We start from the raw sequence: 17,966 nt of genomic DNA, 5'->3' as shown, positions 1-17,966 counted from the left end.
TTGCAATGTATACGTAAGCAGCATGGCATGAGCCCTCTATGAGTATGACTATCGAGCTACTCATTGGGAGGCTTCGTGAAGGCATGCACACCTGTCACTCCTTGGCCAACAGTACGTGAGCTTCCTTCCAGAAAATATATAGACCTCAAAGCATAAAGGTTATTACGATCATTTTCTATAGTCAGTCATCAGGTTGTGGAGGTCGAAGTCGAAGAGCATCACGCTGTTTCTAAGCTGTCCATGTAGCCTTATTTTCTCTTTTGTTATCCTGCTACCCTTCACCCCGGCCTCCATATGCCCTGCACATACCCGCAGGCTGGCCACCAATCTGTTGTACATCCGGAAAAGTCGGTGAGCTTTCCCTTACATGGCTTCTTCACGGGCAGGCAGAGTTGCGTTTCCGCTGCTTTATAGACCAGATCCAGCAGCAGGGCTTGTTCTTATCCGAACTCGAGCTCCATCTCATCAGCCAGTGCCTTCCCCTTCCACGGTGGGGCTCAGGTAAAGCACCTTGCCGCCTATCCTGGACTGGGCGCAGAGTGAAACCCTGGAGGCGGAAGGGACCACGGTGGCCGCCTGGAGGATGGACATGAGAAACAGGCCCCTGTTCCACTCCCTTTTGTTTCACTACGACCGGGGCATGCAGTATGCCTGCAGTGCCTTCAGAGAGCAGTTGGAGGGAGTGCCGGTGCTGCAGAGCATGAGTAGGAAAGGGAACTGCCGGTGAGAGCTCCTTCTCTGGCGATGAAAACAGCAATGGTGTACCATCACAAATTTGCCACTATAGCAGAGGCAAAGCTGGCCGTTTTCGAAATTATCTAAGGATGGTATAACAGGATAGGAAAGCATTCTGCACTAGGTTATCTGACGCCATGCCAATATAAACGCCTGCTGTACAACCAGGCTGTGGCTAGCTAAAGAAGTCTCCAGTAGAACATGGCATTTGCACTACAGTGACATTCCGGCATGTGGAGATAAAGCGGGTGCCAATCGCCAAGTAAGGCAGGGTAATGGATGGTAAGCCGGAACTATTTTCCTCCCCCTAAGTAAACAGCTTAGTATCTTTATGTTGCTAGATGATCGTCCGGAGAAATTTGAGCTGGAGGGCTATCCTCCACTACACATGGAAAAGCCTGCTCTACTACCTGCTGCTGGCAGTCGCTGTTTACCTTGCCCACGACCGTTATCAGGCGGATTACCTGAGCATGCCCTTCAACACCGTTACGGCCCTGAGCACGGCGCTGGCCATCTTCCTTGGCTTCAAGAGCAACAGTGCCTATGAAAGGTGGTGGGAAGGCCGCAAGATCTGGGGGCTGCTGGTTAACTACAGCCGCGCCTGGACACGACAGGTGATCACGATGGTGATTCCCGGCGAAGAGGCGGATGCCCCGGCCGTAAAAGAGCTGCAGAGGCGCATGGTGTACAGGCACATTGCCTTTGTGCATGCACTGCGCGTTTTCCTGCGGATAAGGCACGCCTACAATGAAACGGCCCAGGAGGAAATGTTCAAGGAAACCAACAGATACTCCGACATACAGGGTTTTCTACCGGAAGAGGAGTTCCGTGCTTTCCACCATAAAAATAACCCTCCTAACTTCCTGCTCGAGCTGCAGGGCGAAGACCTGCGGCAGGCCTTTGAGAGAGGCTGGGTCTCGGATTACCGGTTCGTAAAACTGGAGGACACTCTGGTGGAGTTCAACAACATTCAGGGCATGGGCGAGCGAATCAAGAACACGCCTTTCCCGCGCCAATACAGCTTCTTCTCCCGGGTCTTTGTGTTTATACACGCCACGCTGCTGCCCTTTGCCTTTGTCAGTGAACTGGGCCTGGCCACTATTCCCGTCTCCGTAGTCATCTCCTTTGTGTTTTTGGCGCTGGATCTGGTAGGAGAGCGAACCGAGGACCCTTTCGAGAACAGGCTGGAGGATGTACCGCTCACAGCTCTGAGCCTCACCATAGAAACCAACGTCAAGGAGCAGTGGGGCGACAAGGACTTTCCTGCCAGGCAGACGACACAGGAAGGCATTGTTTTCTAGTTCCGCCTCGTCGGGTTAGGATGCGGGGTCCGGGTCTTAACCTGGCTGGGGGCATAAGGTAATGTTCCCCTTGGGGAGCTGTTCCAGACAGCCTCCATGTCTGCATACAGGCTGTGTTTAAGGCGAAAAATGACATAGGCCCCTGTACTCAGCTGATGAAGAGCACAGTGCATCAAACCTTTGCAGATAGTCCTCGTCTCTTTTGGCCTCCGGCAGCGCTATTTCCAAAAACATTTCGATGGCCAAGAGTTGCGGAAAAGCGGGTAAATGTTTGGCGACAGTGGCCTGATGCTTCCTGATAATGAGGTGGTTTTTTGATTTTATGCCAAGGTCGCCAGACGTATGTTCTGCGTTGCGCATCATGACAGAAGTGGTATCAACCCAAAGCGAACGAATATAAGCTACGACACGAACTTATCTGGAATCATTAGGTCTCGGTGAATCTGTAACGTGGAAGGCATTTCTTGCTGCCAGTGGCTTCCGGGAGTCTAGTACGCAGCAGGTAGCAGTAAAATATATAAGTATTTTACGCAAGAATTCAAGTGGTAACCCATTGCAGATTCAGTATTAATTTATTTTCATAAAACCTGCTGATGTCGTAAAATCATATATGAATAACTTATATGACTATATCAGACAAGTAGATATTCGCAAATTGGGTGCTGGTGAGGTCAGCCAGTGCCTGCTATAGCTGGACTATTTCTCAAGGAAACAACCTGAGATGGCTACAGAAATCGCCCATACCAGGGAGAAGCTGAAAAAAACGGGTGCAGGAACTTAGGCAGGCAAAGAAGCACGCTGCTGTTAGCCACACAAACTAACGTATTAACCTAAGTACAGTTTGTCTCAGCTATTTGAAGTATAACGTAAAGGTTGTTCCTTCACCTTCCTTGCTTTTTACTTCAATTCTGCCCCCCGTAGCTTCCACCATTCCCTTGACAATGAACAATCCAACGCCTGTACCCTCCACATGGGTTAACAGCCTGGTGTTGCGGTCAAAAATGTAATCCTGTTTGTCTTCCGCTATACCCAAACCATTGTCACTCATTCTAAGCATGATGTGTTCCCCTGACTTCTCTGTGGATATGGTAACCACAGGCTCCCTACCTGGCTTTCTGTACTTGATGGCGTTCGAGAGAAGGTTGTAGATGATGCTTCTGATGTTCTTTCGGGGAAAGCAGATTTCCGATTCCCCGATTTGGGCCCTGATTTTTGCGTTGGACTCTGCTATCTTATCCCTGAGTGCAAGCTTGGCGTCCTCTATCACGTTTTCAAAATTCACACGCTCAGACTCCTTGGCAAAATCTGTGTCGTGATTGATGTCAGCGAGGTCCTCCACCGTTCTGCGCAGGTTACCCACTGAATCGCTCAGCATGTCGATGATTCGCCTGTTATCCTCTTCACTTTCAGGAGTGGATTTCAAAATCCTGATTAAGCCCTCTATGTTTGAGAGTGGTCCTTTTATGTCGTGGGAGATGGAGTGGATTATATTTTCGTAGTCTCTGTTCAGCCTCTCGTACCCCTTCAGGATTTGGATGCGGTCGTTGATGTCGATGAAGGTGATGATAACACCGTTTGTCCTGTTCTCTTTCCTGATGATATAGGGCAGGATATTCATCTGATACCACACCTTATCAGTTGTCTGGATTTCCTTCTCCAAATCCCTGCCGCTCTCAATCACTTCGGTAATGTTCTCGATGATGGTCGGGAAGCGGATATTGTTGGACACCTCGTCAATGTGCCTACCCACATCATCGGATGAAAGCTTGAAGTGCTTCATGGCAGCAGGCGTGAACTTGCGCAGAATCATATCTGCATCCACAAACAACTGCGGTATAATCGTGTTGTTGAAATAGTTTTCGAGTTCATCGTTTAACTCGATTAGCTTTTCGAATGTACCTTTGTCTTTGGATGAAGCGTTTATCATTTATTGTTACTTTTTGAAAACCAGAATGCTCAAGCTGTGGCATCACGCTGTACCTGAGTATGAGTATGTAGTTAACAAAGTCTCTGACTTTAAGAACTATGAATAGGTATGCAGGACTTGTAAAGCCACTCGGGTATACAGGCCGCCTACTGTTGGGGTTGCATGGCACCTAATTCCTGAACCCGAAACTTGTCAGATTAGTGATAAGCCCCGCATGTGGGGAGTAGCCCTTGGCATCATCAAAGGCATCGATGAGTCCTTCAATCAGAGCGGCACTGTTTAAGACTGCTGCTGACGAGGAAAGGGTCCAGATAGAGGCTACTTTCTGAACTTGTTTTGCCTATCAATTAATTTTACCAGTAGCAACCATTCTGCTGCTGAATGCCGTGTTTATACTACCTTTGCCTCAATGTACACCCAGCACGGTTTAGCTATTCCACTTTGTGCTATATGTACAATTTTAGGTTCACTTTATTGTATTTACACTCTGGTAATCATGGACAATACTTTTGGGATACCCCTTTATTCCCGATAATGAAGGTGAACGACTGGCAAAGCTGCGCAGCCTGCACATTTTGGACACATACGAAGAGAACGGAACTTTCAAACACATTGCTGCCATTGCATCCTGTATGTTCAACATACCGATAGCTTTGGTAAATTTTGTTGATAAAGACTATGTCATTACAAAATGCCCATGTGGGGACGGGCGTCTAAAACGAGGTGAGCAGGGATGTGAGCCTGTGTTCTCTTGCTGTGCTAAGGACTGATGTGACTGTTTTCGAAAACGCCAGGAAGGAAGCCTGCCTGCTGGCCAGCCCTTTGGTTATAGGTGATTTTGACTTGCAGTTTTACGCTGCCGCTCCCTTGACCACCTCAGACGGTATTAATATAGGTGCTGTGTGCATTGTTAACAAGGTGCCGAGAGAGTTGTTCACTGCATCAGACCAGAAGGAGCTTCAAAGCCTTGCTGCTATTGTGATGGATGACATAGAGAAATCATAGGCAATTTAAGTTAAAGTATTGGTTGCTATTTGCCAACTGATAGCAACCAAGCTTCTGCCTCTTCATTATCTTCAAATATCCTTATTTCCAAGTCGTTGCCTATGTGTTGTATCAGGCTTTCTATTGTAAGGGTGGCATAAAAACTGCTCGGCAGAACCTGCGCCAGATAGCGTAAGCCCGCCTCTTTCATAAGGGGAGTCCATGTACTTTCTGCCCAATCAAGTGCCATATCCCAAGAACCGACCACATTTCTGTTACAATTCAGCAGCTTGGCGCACGGCTGCTCCTTTATCATATCAAGCATCTTGTAGCCGCCCTCCTTAACAGTTTCCACTGACTGCACACCGAACCACTGAGCATATAAAATAGAGCCATTGTTAATTCTTGTGGCTGTGAAAAACACATCGCCAAATACTTTCTTCAACCTTACCTGCTGCTCCATCTTTAAAATTTAGTATGCATTACGCTTCCAAATAATTATTGTTGATTGCTTTTTTTACTCAGGGAATGCTGCCGCAGCCAAGCCTCGGCACTGGTTCTATCCGCAAACACCCTCACCTCAAACGCTTTGTTGTTTGCGTGAAAGTTAGAAGCTGTTGACTCAGCAAAGGACTCAGGTGAAGTAATGAGGGCAAAGTTCCTAATACCAGCAGCGGCTGCCTGCGATGCCCATTCGTTTACAACCCAATCAAGAGAATGGTCCCAGCTTCCGAGAACCTCCCTCGTATCGTTGAGTACACAGCTAAACCCTGATTCCCTTACAGCCTTCATATAAGCCAAAGCACCTGCTTTGATATTGTCGTGTGTTAGGTAACCTACCCAATTTGTGCGTATCCACCTGTTTTCAGTATCAATGGATATGGTGATAAACTTTTTCCCAAAAGCACTTTTAAGTTCTTGCATTATGCACAGAAGTAAATAGTATCAACAAGTACAAAGTTTAGGAGGAAATTCAAATGAAGGTAACTTGGTATTTTATACTTTGTTTTTCTTTCTCAAATGCAGCTATACCACCATAATTTCATTCAAGGGGTTGCGTAACGCTAATCCTGGTGCTTTCTCGTGCCTCTGAGTTGTAGCTAATTGTTAAGGCTACTTTTGCTTCTTGTTTAAAGCCATGGCTCACGGACAAGTTAATTTACTGCATACTTGCTCTTCAACTCTTCATTTAGACTATACTACATGAAGATTCATTGATAAGGATACGTATTTGTTTTCATAGGCTGCAAATAAATCGTATAGCCAACACTACTTATGTATACCACAGGTTTTTATAAGTTATATGAACGCATGTATTCTTTACTTTCTCCCTTTTACTGAATTGCTACGACAGATCAGTAAAGAAAACATTGTTAAGAATTCGCTACACCTGGCCAGTTTCTTCCATGCATTGACCGCAGGCTGATGTTAGAGCGTTTATAATGCTTGCAGGCAGTATATTGAGCAGCTCTGAAAGCCAACAGGTTTGATTTAAAGAATTTGAATCCCTCATCGAAGCAGCTGTCACGTAGTTTCCTGAGATGGCTGCTTACAGCCTAGCTTCCGCGTTAGCCGACCAGGAATCGAATCTGCCGATTGCTTAGGAGCTCCTGAAGGCAGATTAGTGAACTCAATAGGTGCCTGCTAATATCAGACGATGTTGTTCATCACCCTTTAAGATCTTACTCCCTATCAGGTGTTGAAGTGCGATTCAGAACTTAACTATCCAGATTGTTTATAACACATGTTATGTTCAATGAGGCGGTATCGTCTTGACAACAAAGTACCGCTGTATCTGCTCCTTAGCACTCTATTAGAAAAGCTAGGTGGCAGAATAGGTGGCAAAATTCTCATTAAAATCTGTTGCCACTGATAAAGCTTCATGAACATGCCGCCATACTCACTGCAAACGCACATTTTCAGCCATTCGCGGCCGTTAAGAACCCACTGAAGTCCGGCCCAAGGTACAGAAACAACAAAGCCCACTGATAATCAGTGGGCTTTGTTGTTTGTAGGTAGCAGTATTGGTGGCAAAACTTACTTGTTAATATTTCTTCTTTCTCAAAAGCACCCTATTGCAGCAGTGTAATTATTATATGTTACCATGAAAATACCATCCTCTATTGACACACTATAAAATGCTTATTGCTACTCCCTCTCTATAGCCCATTCTTAGGGTCTTGGTAGGCTCGAACTTTATATACTTTTATAGGTTAAAGCAACAAAACCTTATGGCTCTGTGAGCCATAAGGTTTTGTTGCTTTACATGAAGAACATACTGATAATGCCTTACTGTGCTATTTTAGATGAGACAATTCTGTAGCTGCTCTGCTGGGTGAAGGTTCTGCCGAACATATCGGTGGCTCTCACCTCTATAATATGCTCTCCTGGCTCCAGCTTGGTAGGAATGCTGCCGCGCCACAGGTGCGTAGATTGAGTAGCATTTGATGGTCTTCTTCCTGGCAACAGCTCCTCGGCGTAATCCCACTCCTGAAGGCTGTGCACAAACACAGGATCATACTCTTTCTGGTGCTCCATTGCCTTCCATTCACCGTTGTCTACACGGTATATCACCGAATCCTGCTCACTGCCCATAAAGAAATTAGCATAGATACCTGCTGAGGTCTTTCTGCCGTGTTCCACTACCTTCGGGGCAAACACTTCGATCTGGTAATCCTTAGCATGGCCAGCTGCTTTATAATCTATCACATACTTATTACCTTTAAAATGAATAAAGGCATAGCCTTTGGGGGTGCCGTCACGCATAGTGGAGACAGGTATACCATTTTCATCAAGTTGGCCTTTGTACCAATCGCCGGAGGTGGTTCCAGCATTGTAATGGTGGTGCGACTTCTCCTGATGCCATCCGTCTGCTTTGGTAAAGAAGTCCTGCCTCTGAAGGTGTGTGTGCGCTGAAAGGGAGAGCGTATGCGGGAAGTCCTTCAACAGGTCGAAAAGCCGTTGCCTGTCCTCATCCCTGAAAGCATCTCCACTGCCAGGCTCACTTATAGGGATATGAAAAGCGAGCACCACCAGGTGGTCTTTCGGAACAAACTTCAGATCATTTTCTATAAATTCAAGTTGATCTTTCCTAAAACCGCCCCAGTAGCCTTTTGCATCCCTCGGATCTGGATAAAGCACATCGTCCAGCACGATGAAGTGTACCTTTCCGTAGTTAAAGGCATAGTTGGCCGGACCAAAATGTGCCTCATATGTTTCATCGGCCAGAGAGTCTGCCTTGGCATCAAAGTTAATGTCGTGGTTGCCCATCAGGTTGTACCAAGGGATACCTACCTTTTTAACCGCTGCTATATAGGGGCTGAAGAGGCTTAGGTCGTTGCCTACCAGGTCTCCCAAACTTAGGCCAAACGAAACATCTTTTACCCCTTCCACCTCTGAGACAATACCACGGGCAAAGAAATCTACCTCCTCCTTAGTGTAAGGTTGAGGATCGCCGAATAAAAGTGTGGTATATTCTTCCTTTTCCTCAGCTGCCACTAAGGCGAAGTCTACTGACTTAGGGATATTTCCAGTGGCCCCCACTCCTTTGAACTTGAGATCAGGGGAACCCTTCGGTTTGTGGATGTAGTAGAACTGGGGCAGGTTCTCATCATTCAAGGCAACTCTGTAACCGCTCGGCTTTATCACTGAAATAATATTGTCCTGGCTAACTGGCAACTCGTATCTACCTTTTTCATCTGTAAGTACAACTTCCCGTCCGTTGGAGACGGCTACCTGGGCTATGCCTTTCTCGCGACGCTCTTTTTTTCCGTTCCTGTTTGCATCTTCGTACACATACCCTGTAACCGTAGATTGGGCCTGTACTGCAAAGGCAAAAAGCAGGCTACCTACTAATAATGCTGATTTTTTCATTCTGATATGAATAAATTTGATAAAGATTTAAAAGTCTTAGCAAGACCTATTTATTATAACCTGGATTCTGTTCAAGATTTGGGTTCTCCTGTAAAGCCACTGAAGGAATAGGCCATAAATAGTCACGGCTTGGATTAAAGGTTCTTACTCCTATAACATGGCCCTTCCTGTCAACTATCTCTGTGTTCATAACTGTTTCAGCAGTTTTCCACCTGCGAATATCATCGTAGTACAGGCCTTCACCTGCCAGCTCTATTCTTCTTTCCAGTCTAATGGCTTCCCGCATTTCGTTCTGGGTTAGTCCTTCTGGAATAGCAGGCATGCCAGCTCGGGCTCGTACTTTGTTGATAGCTTCATAAACACTCTTATCAGGTCCACTAGCTTCATTTTGGGCTTCTGCATATAGTAACAAGACATCAGCATAGCGCAAAATGATATAGTTAAGCTCAGAGTCTCCTGTGTTCACAACTTTGGCAGGCACCTCGTTATCTTTATATACTGAGTATTTTTTCTGGCCATAGCCTGTGAACGGGTAGGCATCGTCTTTAACAATTTTCCCTTTAAAGTTTGAACCTGGCACAATTACAGTTTTCTGTAAGCGGGGATCTCGATTTTCATATGGGTTATCGGCATTATATAAAGTAGACTCAGAAATGCTTTTCCCGTCTATCATCTGGTAGCTATCTACTAAGTCCTGAAGGGGAGCAAGGCTATTGTACCTATCTAAATAAATATCGAAGTTAGAGCCAAACTCCGGGAACTTTAGCTGCACATCGAAGATAACTTCCTCGTTGCCTTCATTTTCTAGGTAAAACAGCTCCCTATAGTCTGGGAATAAGCTGTAAACGTTGAGGTCTATTACTTGCTTAGCAGCTGCAGCAGCTTCTCCCCATCTAGATTCGTATGCCAACACGCGAGCTTGCAAAGCAAGAGCTGCCCCTTTAGTTGCTCTTCCAATATCTGTATTGGTATATCTTAACGGCAGTACTTCGCTTGCCTCATTCAAGTCTTTCACTATCTGATTCACAACTTCTTCACGGCTACTTCTAGGTAAAGAACCCTGATCGATATTTGGCACGTCAAGAATCAGAGGCACACCACCGTAAAAATTAACCAGATTAGCATAGAACAATGCGCGCAGGAACTTTGCCTCTCCTTTGATTCGGGACTTCAGACCCTCATCCATTTTGATAGCATCAATATGGCCCACGACTGTATTGGCACGACCAATACCTTTGTAGCTAGCATTCCACCTGTTGTTTATAGAAGCAGAATTACTGGCATCATGCACTCCCTCAGCAATAAAATTTACTCCCGCTGAATTACTATAGTTATATCCATTAGGAGAAATAGCTTCTAACAAAAGTACATTTATGCTACCGTATAAGTTAGAAACCTGGAGTTGTGCATATGTACCGTTAATACCCGCCAAAGCATGGGTTTCTGTTTTCCAGAAAGTTTCTTCCGTAAAAGTATCTGTAGGATTTGTTGTAAGGAAATCATCGTCGCAGGCTTGTAAAAGCACTGCAGTAATCATCATAAAAACTATCTTTTTCATATACCGTTTTCCTAAAAAATTAGAACTTAACATTTAGCCCTGTTGTAAATATTTTGGTGGTCGGGTAGTCATAAATATTCGATCTCGTAATGCTCCTTTCAGGATCCACTGTTTTGAATTTGGAAAAAGTAAGCAGGTTCTGTCCGTTCACAAAAATGTGTACTCTACTGATATTCCACCTTTCAGTTAAAGATTGGGGGAGTGTATATCCTAACTGAATGTTTTTCAATCGTAGATAAGAGGCATCCTCCAACCAGAAAGTTGAGTTCTGAAAGTTTTGAGAATAGCCTGTTCTAGTTGTTAGCCGAGGCAAGGGTGCCCCTGGATTATCTGGTGACCAGGAGTCAGTAAGCCATTCTTTGGTTACCCCGGCGCCGTTATTGTAGGGTTCAGCAAAGTTTCCGGTAGGGTAAGAATCAATATCTTTTACCCCCTGGAAAAACATACTAAGCTCGATTCCTTTGAACTCACCCCTTACATTAAAGTTATAAGTGTATTTAGGAATAGTACTACCTATAATAATTCTGTCATTGTTATCAATAACGTTGTTCCCGTCTACATCACGATATTTTATATCTCCAGGCTGTGTCTTTGGCCCTTGATAGGCATGCTGCTCTATCTCTTCTCCGGTTTGAAATATTCCAACCGCATCCAAAAGGTACCAGGAATCAATAGCGTATCCCTCCTTCGTGATATTCCTACCGCTTATTATTGTTTCTCCATTGAGTTTTGTTACTTCATTTTGTACATAACTTACGCTGGTACCGAAGTCATAATTAAACTCCCCGATACTGTTCCTATAGTTCAATCCAATTTCAAAGCCTCTATTAACAACATTTCCGATGTTTTTAACAGGCCCAATTAAGTTGCCAACCTGTGCTGGTACACTTACAGGACGCAGGATCCCAGATGTTTTTTTGTTGAATGCATCAACTGTTACATTAACCCTGTTATTAAAGAAGCCTGCATCTAGTCCCAGATTTGTTATAGTTGTTTCTTCCCAGGATAGATTCGGGTCGCTTAGGGTGTTAACAGCAGCACCAGGCACAACTGTATTATTAAAAGAGTAGTTTTCACCTATATCAACAAGATTAACATAACGGTAATCTGGAATATTCTGCGACCCTAACTGCCCCCAGGAAGCTCTAAGCTTTAAGCCTGATATTTGAGATACATCCTGAAGAAAAGATTCCTGGTCCAGACGCCACCCTACAGAAAAGGAAGGGAACAAACCCCACCTGTTGTCTTGTGCAAATCTTGAAGAGCCGTCGTAGCGAAAGTTAGCTTCCAACAAATACTTATCCTTGAAATCATAGTTTAGCCGGCCAAAGTAAGAAGCAAGTGTGTTTCTGTTTGACGTTCCGCTAACCTCTTTGTTTATTGTTCCGGCATTGATCTCAGTAAGTTCATTTCCTAAAAAGCCTTCTATATATGCACTAAAGTTAGAAGTATAGAATGTTTCCCTGCTATACCCTAGCAAAGCCGCAATGTTATGGCCTTTAAGACTCTTTTTCCAGTTCAGAGTGTTAAAGAGAGTGGTGTTCAGATTATTATTCGCTGCATTCCTAACACTTCTCGGCAAGCGATCATAATCCAGGATACCTGTTGTATTTGTTTTAGGATTCTCTATAGTTACCTGTGGCACAAATATTTGATTATCCTGATTATATTTATTTATGGCACCGTTTATTTTATAAACTATGTCAAAAGGTAACTTGTATTCAGCGGATATATTGGCAAGGTAGCGTTCAGAATTAACATGTTGATAACCTTCTGTTGCCATTGCTAATGGGTTTCTAAACACATTGTGCCCCGGTACCCTGACCCACATGTCCCCGTAAGCCCCATTCTCTAATCTAGCTGCTTGTATTGGCAGTGTACGGTAAGTGTAATTTATCATTCTATTAACTCCTTGGGGAGGCTCGTTTCTGCGCCAATAGTTACTTGATAAATTCACATTTACCTTAAGCTTTTCTGTTATACTCGCTTGTATATTTGTCGATAAACTATATTTTTTGGCAGATGTACCTATTAACACGCCCTCCTGGTTCAGGTAGCCAAGTGAGCTTGAGAATGAAATCTGATCGCTTCCGCCTGAGATCCTTAGATTATGCTCCTGTATAGGGGCAGGACGAAACATGACATCAAACCAATTTGTATTGGGGTACACATCAGGATTCGTTTGAGAGCTGTCACGAAAGCCAGCAATTACTTCGTCAGTGTATTCTGCTTTTTTCCCTTCGTTTGCCAATGCCCTATTTTTGCCTTCTAAATAATCAACAGAATTCCATACAACATCCGGTAGGTAGCTTGTATGTTGCCAGCCAAAGTAATTGTTGTATTCAACTTGTGTACGTCCTTTCTGACCTTTTTTTGTTGTGATCAAGATAACCCCGTTTGCTGCGCGATTTCCATAAATAGCAGCAGAAGCAGCATCTTTCAAAACAGATATGCTTTCAATGTCATTAGGGTTTACATCCTTTAGACTATACTCAACACCATCTACCAGCACTAAGGCGCCGCTGCCATTGAGACTCCCAACACCTCTAACCTGAATAGAAGCCCCATCAGCACCTGGCTGCCCGCCTGACTGGTTTACATAAACCCCGGATACACCTTGTAATGCCTGAGAAGCGTTAGTAACAGGCCTGTTCTCTAAAAACTCAGCATCTACTGTTGCTACTGAACCTGTGATGTTTACCTTCTTTTGCGTACCATACCCTACCACAACTACTTCTTCCAAAGCTTTGCTATCTGGCACAAGTTTTATGTTTATGGTTTGACCAGCACCAATCAAAACCTCCTTGCTTTGGTAACCTACAAAAGATATCACCAAGGTATCCTTTCCGTCAGGTACTAAAAGAGAAAAATGCCCTGTAACATCTGTCGAGACTCCTTTGCTAGTTCCCTTTAGCACAACGGTAACACCCGGCAGTCCCTCACCGTTTTCATCTGTTACTTTTCCAGTAACAGTCCTTTCCTCTTGTACCCTCGACTCTTTTATCTTATGCAAAACAATGGTGTTATTAACTTCCCTGTAGCCGATGCTAACTGGAGTTAAAAGCTTATCAAGGATTTGACGCAGAGAGGTGTTTTCGAAATTTAAAGTGGGCGTAAGCAACTTTTCTACTTGAAGAGCTTCAGGATCATAGGCGAATGGGATACCTGTTTGCTTTTTTATTTTCCGAATCGCCGATGCAATTGTTTCTTCCTGAAATGAAATACTAATATTCCGATTCATGTTCTGTCCTGATGGATTTTCAATTGCATACCCCTCAGGACAGAACAATGCAATAATAATAAGTATGGTAGTAAGCACCTTTAAGGGTAACTTGGCATTCATGAGTAATCTTTTTTTCATATCTTTGCTAATGGAATGGTAAAAACTTATCATCGCATTTTCATACTAACACCCTCGGCAATAGTATGACTCTACAACCGCTGTTAGGACCAGTAATAGCGGTTGTTTTTTATCTAGTATAGGACTATGTCTTCATTTTCTATTTTGTACTTTAATTGATGAGTTGCGGCAATAATTTGCAAAACAGTCTCTCCTGATACCTTTTTATCAAGCGTTAGAGTATAACTGTTGTTCTTGACTTTCGCTTCCCTTGTTGTGAGCCTTGTGTTATAGAAACTGTAAAAGACTTCGCTCAACTCATTGAATGAGGCTCCATCCAAGTCAACCCTGCTTCTCTTCCAGGCTGTAGCGTAATCGGGGTTGATGTCACTTAAAGCAGGCCGTTTAGTAAGCGTATCATAGTTTACCTGTTTCCCTTTAGTAAGCAAGGCTATAGGACTACTCGAGGTACTTACCTGTACCTTGCCACGGATTACACTTACCTGTACATCACCGTGCTTGTCCGACTTTTTGATGTTGAATGCTGTGCCCAGCACCTTCGTTTTCAGAGGACTAGTATGCACTACAAAAGGAAGGTGTACGCTATGTTTAACATCAAAATAAGCCTCTCCCTTCTCCAGCCAAATTTCCCTGGTTGTCTTTCCAAAACTGTTTTGAGCGTATTTTATGGTTGTTAGCTCGTTAAGCAAAAGGATTGAGCTATCTGGTAAGAGTACCTTAAGGTGCTGCCCTTTCTCGGACTTCACATAGCTGTACAGGTTAGATACCTTCTTTTGCTGCTGATAAAAAGCCCATGCCCCAAACAGTACCATCATAAGTACTGCAGCAACACTTCCTACAGCTTTCCAAAGTTGTATAACCTTACCTCTTTTGATCCTTTTAAGAATAGCAGATTGCATTAGCTCCCCTTCCTCCAAGGAAATGCTTTTCTTTCCATGAAAGGGATCTATATTGTCAAAGGAGTCGTACCACTTCTCTACCCATACTTTTTCTTCAGGTGTAGCTGTTCCTTTCAGGTACTTCCTTAGTAACTCTTGCTGTTTTTTCAGGCTCACTGTTTATAGGTGCATTTACCTATATATCAGCTAAGCTGCCCCAACGTACCTAAGATTTGAGTTAACTTTATGTTAAGAGATAGTGAGGGGTGCAAACATCAGCAGTACTTGTGCGTATAACTGTGGTTTTTGTTCAGTTATCCTGCATTTTAGTAAAGCTCTTGCGCTGGAAAGATAGTTTTTGACAGTCTGCACAGACAGCGAAAGCTGTACGGCAATTTCTTTGGGGGTAAAGCCTTTTCTATAGCTGAGGATGAAGACTTCTTGCATACGTTCAGGCATGGCTTCTACTGCCTTTTCAATAATACTTTCGATCTCCTGAAGCGCGAGACTTGATTCTGCCACTGAGGCTGCGAAGTTATCCTGCTCTGTTAACTGCGCATTAGCATATTTTAGCCTGACCTCATCAGCCTGGATAAAGTTAATTATACGATATCGCAGGGCTGTGTACAGGTACTCCGCTACTTTTACTTCATCGGGCAGGGTAGTTCGTCTGTTCCAAAGTTTTATGAATAACTCTTGGATAATATCTTTTGCATCATCCTCATTGCTTATGCGTTTCAGAGCACTTATATAAAGCTGCCTCCAATAGCGCCGGTACAATTCGGTAAAAGCATCTTCATCCGATTCTTGTACGAAGCCAAGCAGCATTTCATCTGTGTACTCGTCAAACATCATAACATAGGTTTTATCAATATTCTTTAGCTACAAAGAAAAAGAATAGAGATTAAGCCTCTGTTAACAGGCTATTAACAATATAGCATAATGCTGAAGATGCTTGATGAATCAGATCGTAAAACCAGGCCTCCTCATGGTTCGGAACATTGACACCTAAAATTCTTCTAGCATAGGCAACCTTAAAAAACCTCTACTTACTATAAAAAAAGGTTATGTTCATGTCCAATAAGGCGGTGTTGCCTTGACAATAAAGTACCGCTGTAGCTGCTCCTTTGGACTCTATAAAAAAATGCTAGGTGGCAAAATTGATGGCAAAAGTCCATATAAAAGCTGTTTACACTGATGAAGCTTTATAAACATGCCGCCATACACACTGCAAACATATATTTTTAGCCACTAGCAGCCGTTAAGAACCCACAGAAGTCCGGCCCAAGGCACACTTAGTAAACAAAGAAACCCTGTAAATCAAATATTTACAGGGTTTCTTTGTTTTCAGGGGACGTATTATTCCTTCCTATCCCTCTTCTTTATTTAGTTTCACTGTTTTCCTTAGCGTGAGGCTCACCATTATTATCATCTTTCATTTCCTCATACATTTCTATCAATCTAATTTTCTCCTCTCTCTTGACATCTCTTTGAGCCAGATCAGGGCTTCACGGGAAACGTCTTACCTCAGCAGGTTCTTTCTTTTTAGGTTTAGATTTTACTTGCTTCTTTCTATCCAAAGAAGAGCCTGAGTACTTCGTGTAGTATAGCCTTTTGGTTAAAGTTGTGCCTAGCACAACGCTGTAACCGTACGTGTTTTTGACTGACACGATATCTGAACCGATGCGGTATTATCAAGGCTACTTCGACAACTACCAAGGCATCCGGTTCTGTTTGAAAAGAAATATGGCCACTATTACAGTTTAAATTACCCTTTACTCAATATTAATACTAAGCGGAAGGTAGAGCTGAGAAATCAAAATGCATGAATTTAGCTAATAATGACATCTACATTGGGAGCTATAACCCTCATAAGCAAAACGTCTCCCCTGCAGAGCTTCCTACAGGGGAGGCGTTTATTAATCTGGTATCTCATTCTAATATGAAAGCATCTTGATAAAAACTAAAGACGCCCGCACTATATCTAAGATTTATCTACCCTCCTTTTCTGCTTGAGCAGTGCCTGTGGATAGCTTAAAGTCGATTCCCAGCAACTCAGCTACAAACGGCGCTATACCTTCTAGCCCCTCAGGAGTAGCTTTTCCTTGATCAACTCCAGCACCAGCAGCAATGAACCCGGTCTGGATTTCATGAAAGTCCGGGTAAAAACCGTGTGCTCCACCCTTCGCCTCTTTCCGCACAGGTCCTTCCAAGTCTCTTTTTAAGGCTACTCCTTTAACAGCAGCCAGTGCTAGTACAGCATCGGGTGCTGCCCCAACTTTCTGGAGCTCATCCTTTTCAACTACTCTAAACAGCTTTTTATCTTCTTCCGGCAAATTGTCAAGCATTTTCCTTACCTGCTTCAGGGCTTTCCTATCATTCTTATCCTTAAGATGCAAGAAAGCTGATCCGGTAGCCGTATGAAACATGGCTTTCCAGTTTACATTATCCCCAGTCTTCGTTATCAGCCCTTGCTGAGCTAACCACACGTTAGGCGACAGGCTTGTATGTATGTCAACAAAGCCATGATCTCCAACAATTATAAAAGCTGTGCTGTCTTTTATTCCTGCTTTTTCTACAGCCTCTCTTATAGCACCCACTGCGTGGTCCGCATTGGCAACAGCTCGTGGTACTCTACGTCCTTCTCTTCCTTCGGCATGCTGGGCACCATCTACCCCCACCAAGTGTACACTAATAAAATTAGGTTTATAGTTTCGGATAAGATATGCGGCCATTCTTCCCAAGTTCTCGTCCATACTATAATAGCGCAGGTTCAGATCATTGGCTTCTAACTCTCCTGTTGCTCCTTTCATCACCTCTTCAAAAAGGCCTTTAGGGGTAGCAGCCTCGCTTATAGGGCCTCTTCTATCTCCTGGGTTCTTCAGCGAAAAGTTTTCAGGAAGATTATAATGTATGGGGGCACCTACAGACACAGGCCATGATACAGAGGCTGTCTTCATACCTGCATTGTTCACTTTATCCCACAGCGTTTCTGTCTGTATAAGTCTTTCCTCCGTGAACCACTGCCCTGTAGCTCCCTGTGGCTCGAATGGTGTATTATAATAAATACCATGCTTTGCTGGTAGCGCACCTGTGATTATGGTTGTATGGGAAGGATAAGTCACGGTAGGAAAAACACCTCTCACACCCTCCGAATGTACTCCCTCTTCCATCAATTGTTGCAGGTTGGGCGCCGGCCAGGATTTATCCATGTAGAAGTCTGGTCTCAGCCCATCTATACTTATGAGCACCACATACTTTGCCTTCTGTGCTATGGCACTCCCAAAGCATAATAAGGAGGTTATGAATAGCAATATTATCTTTCTCATAGAGATCAATGTAGAAATCT

The 17,966-nt window shown here is 43.8% G+C and carries 13 protein-coding genes; 2 read left to right on the top strand and 11 right to left on the bottom strand.

Annotated elements, in window-relative coordinates:
* Window positions 1-168: 168 nt before the first annotated feature.
* On the bottom strand, window positions 169-339 hold the full coding sequence (locus tag PKOR_RS25060; RefSeq protein WP_158453766.1) for a hypothetical protein: 171 nt from the start codon (window positions 337-339) through the stop codon (window positions 169-171).
* A 737-nt stretch (window positions 340-1,076) separates the two neighbouring features.
* Between PKOR_RS25060 and PKOR_RS11935 the strand changes: the two genes are divergently transcribed.
* A complete protein-coding gene (locus PKOR_RS11935; protein WP_046310984.1) occupies window positions 1,077-2,036 on the top strand; it encodes a bestrophin family protein in 960 nt (319 codons plus the stop codon).
* A 117-nt stretch (window positions 2,037-2,153) separates the two neighbouring features.
* Here the strand turns inward: PKOR_RS11935 and PKOR_RS11930 are convergent, their stop codons facing one another.
* Both PKOR_RS11930 and PKOR_RS11925 read right to left on the bottom strand, forming a co-directional pair.
* A complete protein-coding gene (locus PKOR_RS11930; protein WP_046310982.1) occupies window positions 2,154-2,399 on the bottom strand; it encodes a hypothetical protein in 246 nt (81 codons plus the stop codon).
* Window positions 2,400-2,886: 487 nt separating this feature from the next.
* Entirely contained in the window at window positions 2,887-3,963 is a 1,077-nt protein-coding gene (locus tag PKOR_RS11925) for a sensor histidine kinase (protein WP_046310980.1), read from the bottom strand.
* Between the two features lie 771 nt (window positions 3,964-4,734).
* On the opposite strand from PKOR_RS11925, the gene PKOR_RS25580 reads away from it, so the two are divergent.
* The gene (locus PKOR_RS25580; RefSeq protein WP_235336152.1) at window positions 4,735-4,968 is read left to right on the top strand and encodes a GAF domain-containing protein; all 234 of its coding nucleotides are present in this window, start codon (window positions 4,735-4,737) and stop codon (window positions 4,966-4,968) included.
* 25 nt (window positions 4,969-4,993) lie between these two features.
* Here the strand turns inward: PKOR_RS25580 and PKOR_RS11915 are convergent, their stop codons facing one another.
* From PKOR_RS11915 to PKOR_RS11880, 8 genes are all read right to left on the bottom strand, one after another.
* Entirely contained in the window at window positions 4,994-5,410 is a 417-nt protein-coding gene (locus PKOR_RS11915) for a hypothetical protein (RefSeq protein WP_046310979.1), read from the bottom strand.
* A gap of 35 nt (window positions 5,411-5,445) precedes the next feature.
* On the bottom strand, window positions 5,446-5,871 hold the full coding sequence (locus PKOR_RS11910; RefSeq protein ID WP_235336145.1) for an STAS/SEC14 domain-containing protein: 426 nt from the start codon (window positions 5,869-5,871) through the stop codon (window positions 5,446-5,448).
* 1,365 nt (window positions 5,872-7,236) lie between these two features.
* The gene (locus tag PKOR_RS11905) at window positions 7,237-8,820 is read right to left on the bottom strand and encodes a calcineurin-like phosphoesterase C-terminal domain-containing protein (protein WP_046310976.1); all 1,584 of its coding nucleotides are present in this window, start codon (window positions 8,818-8,820) and stop codon (window positions 7,237-7,239) included.
* Between the two features lie 46 nt (window positions 8,821-8,866).
* Complete coding sequence (locus PKOR_RS11900) at window positions 8,867-10,411, bottom strand: RagB/SusD family nutrient uptake outer membrane protein (RefSeq protein ID WP_052738831.1); 1,545 nt, start codon at window positions 10,409-10,411, stop codon at window positions 8,867-8,869.
* The gene (locus PKOR_RS11895; RefSeq protein ID WP_071843141.1) at window positions 10,398-13,739 is read right to left on the bottom strand and encodes a TonB-dependent receptor; all 3,342 of its coding nucleotides are present in this window, start codon (window positions 13,737-13,739) and stop codon (window positions 10,398-10,400) included. The genes PKOR_RS11900 and PKOR_RS11895 overlap by 14 nt, the downstream gene beginning before the upstream one ends.
* Before the next feature lie 113 nt (window positions 13,740-13,852).
* Window positions 13,853-14,794 (bottom strand): FecR family protein, encoded by a 942-nt coding sequence (locus tag PKOR_RS11890; RefSeq protein WP_046310973.1) that lies wholly within the window; start codon window positions 14,792-14,794, stop codon window positions 13,853-13,855.
* Window positions 14,795-14,866: 72 nt separating this feature from the next.
* Window positions 14,867-15,472, bottom strand: coding sequence for an RNA polymerase sigma-70 factor (locus PKOR_RS11885; RefSeq protein WP_084694774.1), 606 nt, complete (start codon window positions 15,470-15,472; stop codon window positions 14,867-14,869).
* A 1,136-nt stretch (window positions 15,473-16,608) separates the two neighbouring features.
* On the bottom strand, window positions 16,609-17,946 hold the full coding sequence (locus tag PKOR_RS11880; RefSeq protein ID WP_046310971.1) for an alkaline phosphatase family protein: 1,338 nt from the start codon (window positions 17,944-17,946) through the stop codon (window positions 16,609-16,611).
* Window positions 17,947-17,966 lie beyond the last annotated feature (20 nt).

Source organism: Pontibacter korlensis, assembly GCF_000973725.1.
Taxonomy (GTDB): domain Bacteria; phylum Bacteroidota; class Bacteroidia; order Cytophagales; family Hymenobacteraceae; genus Pontibacter; species Pontibacter korlensis.
This window is presented reverse-complemented; position numbering and strand designations above follow the sequence as displayed.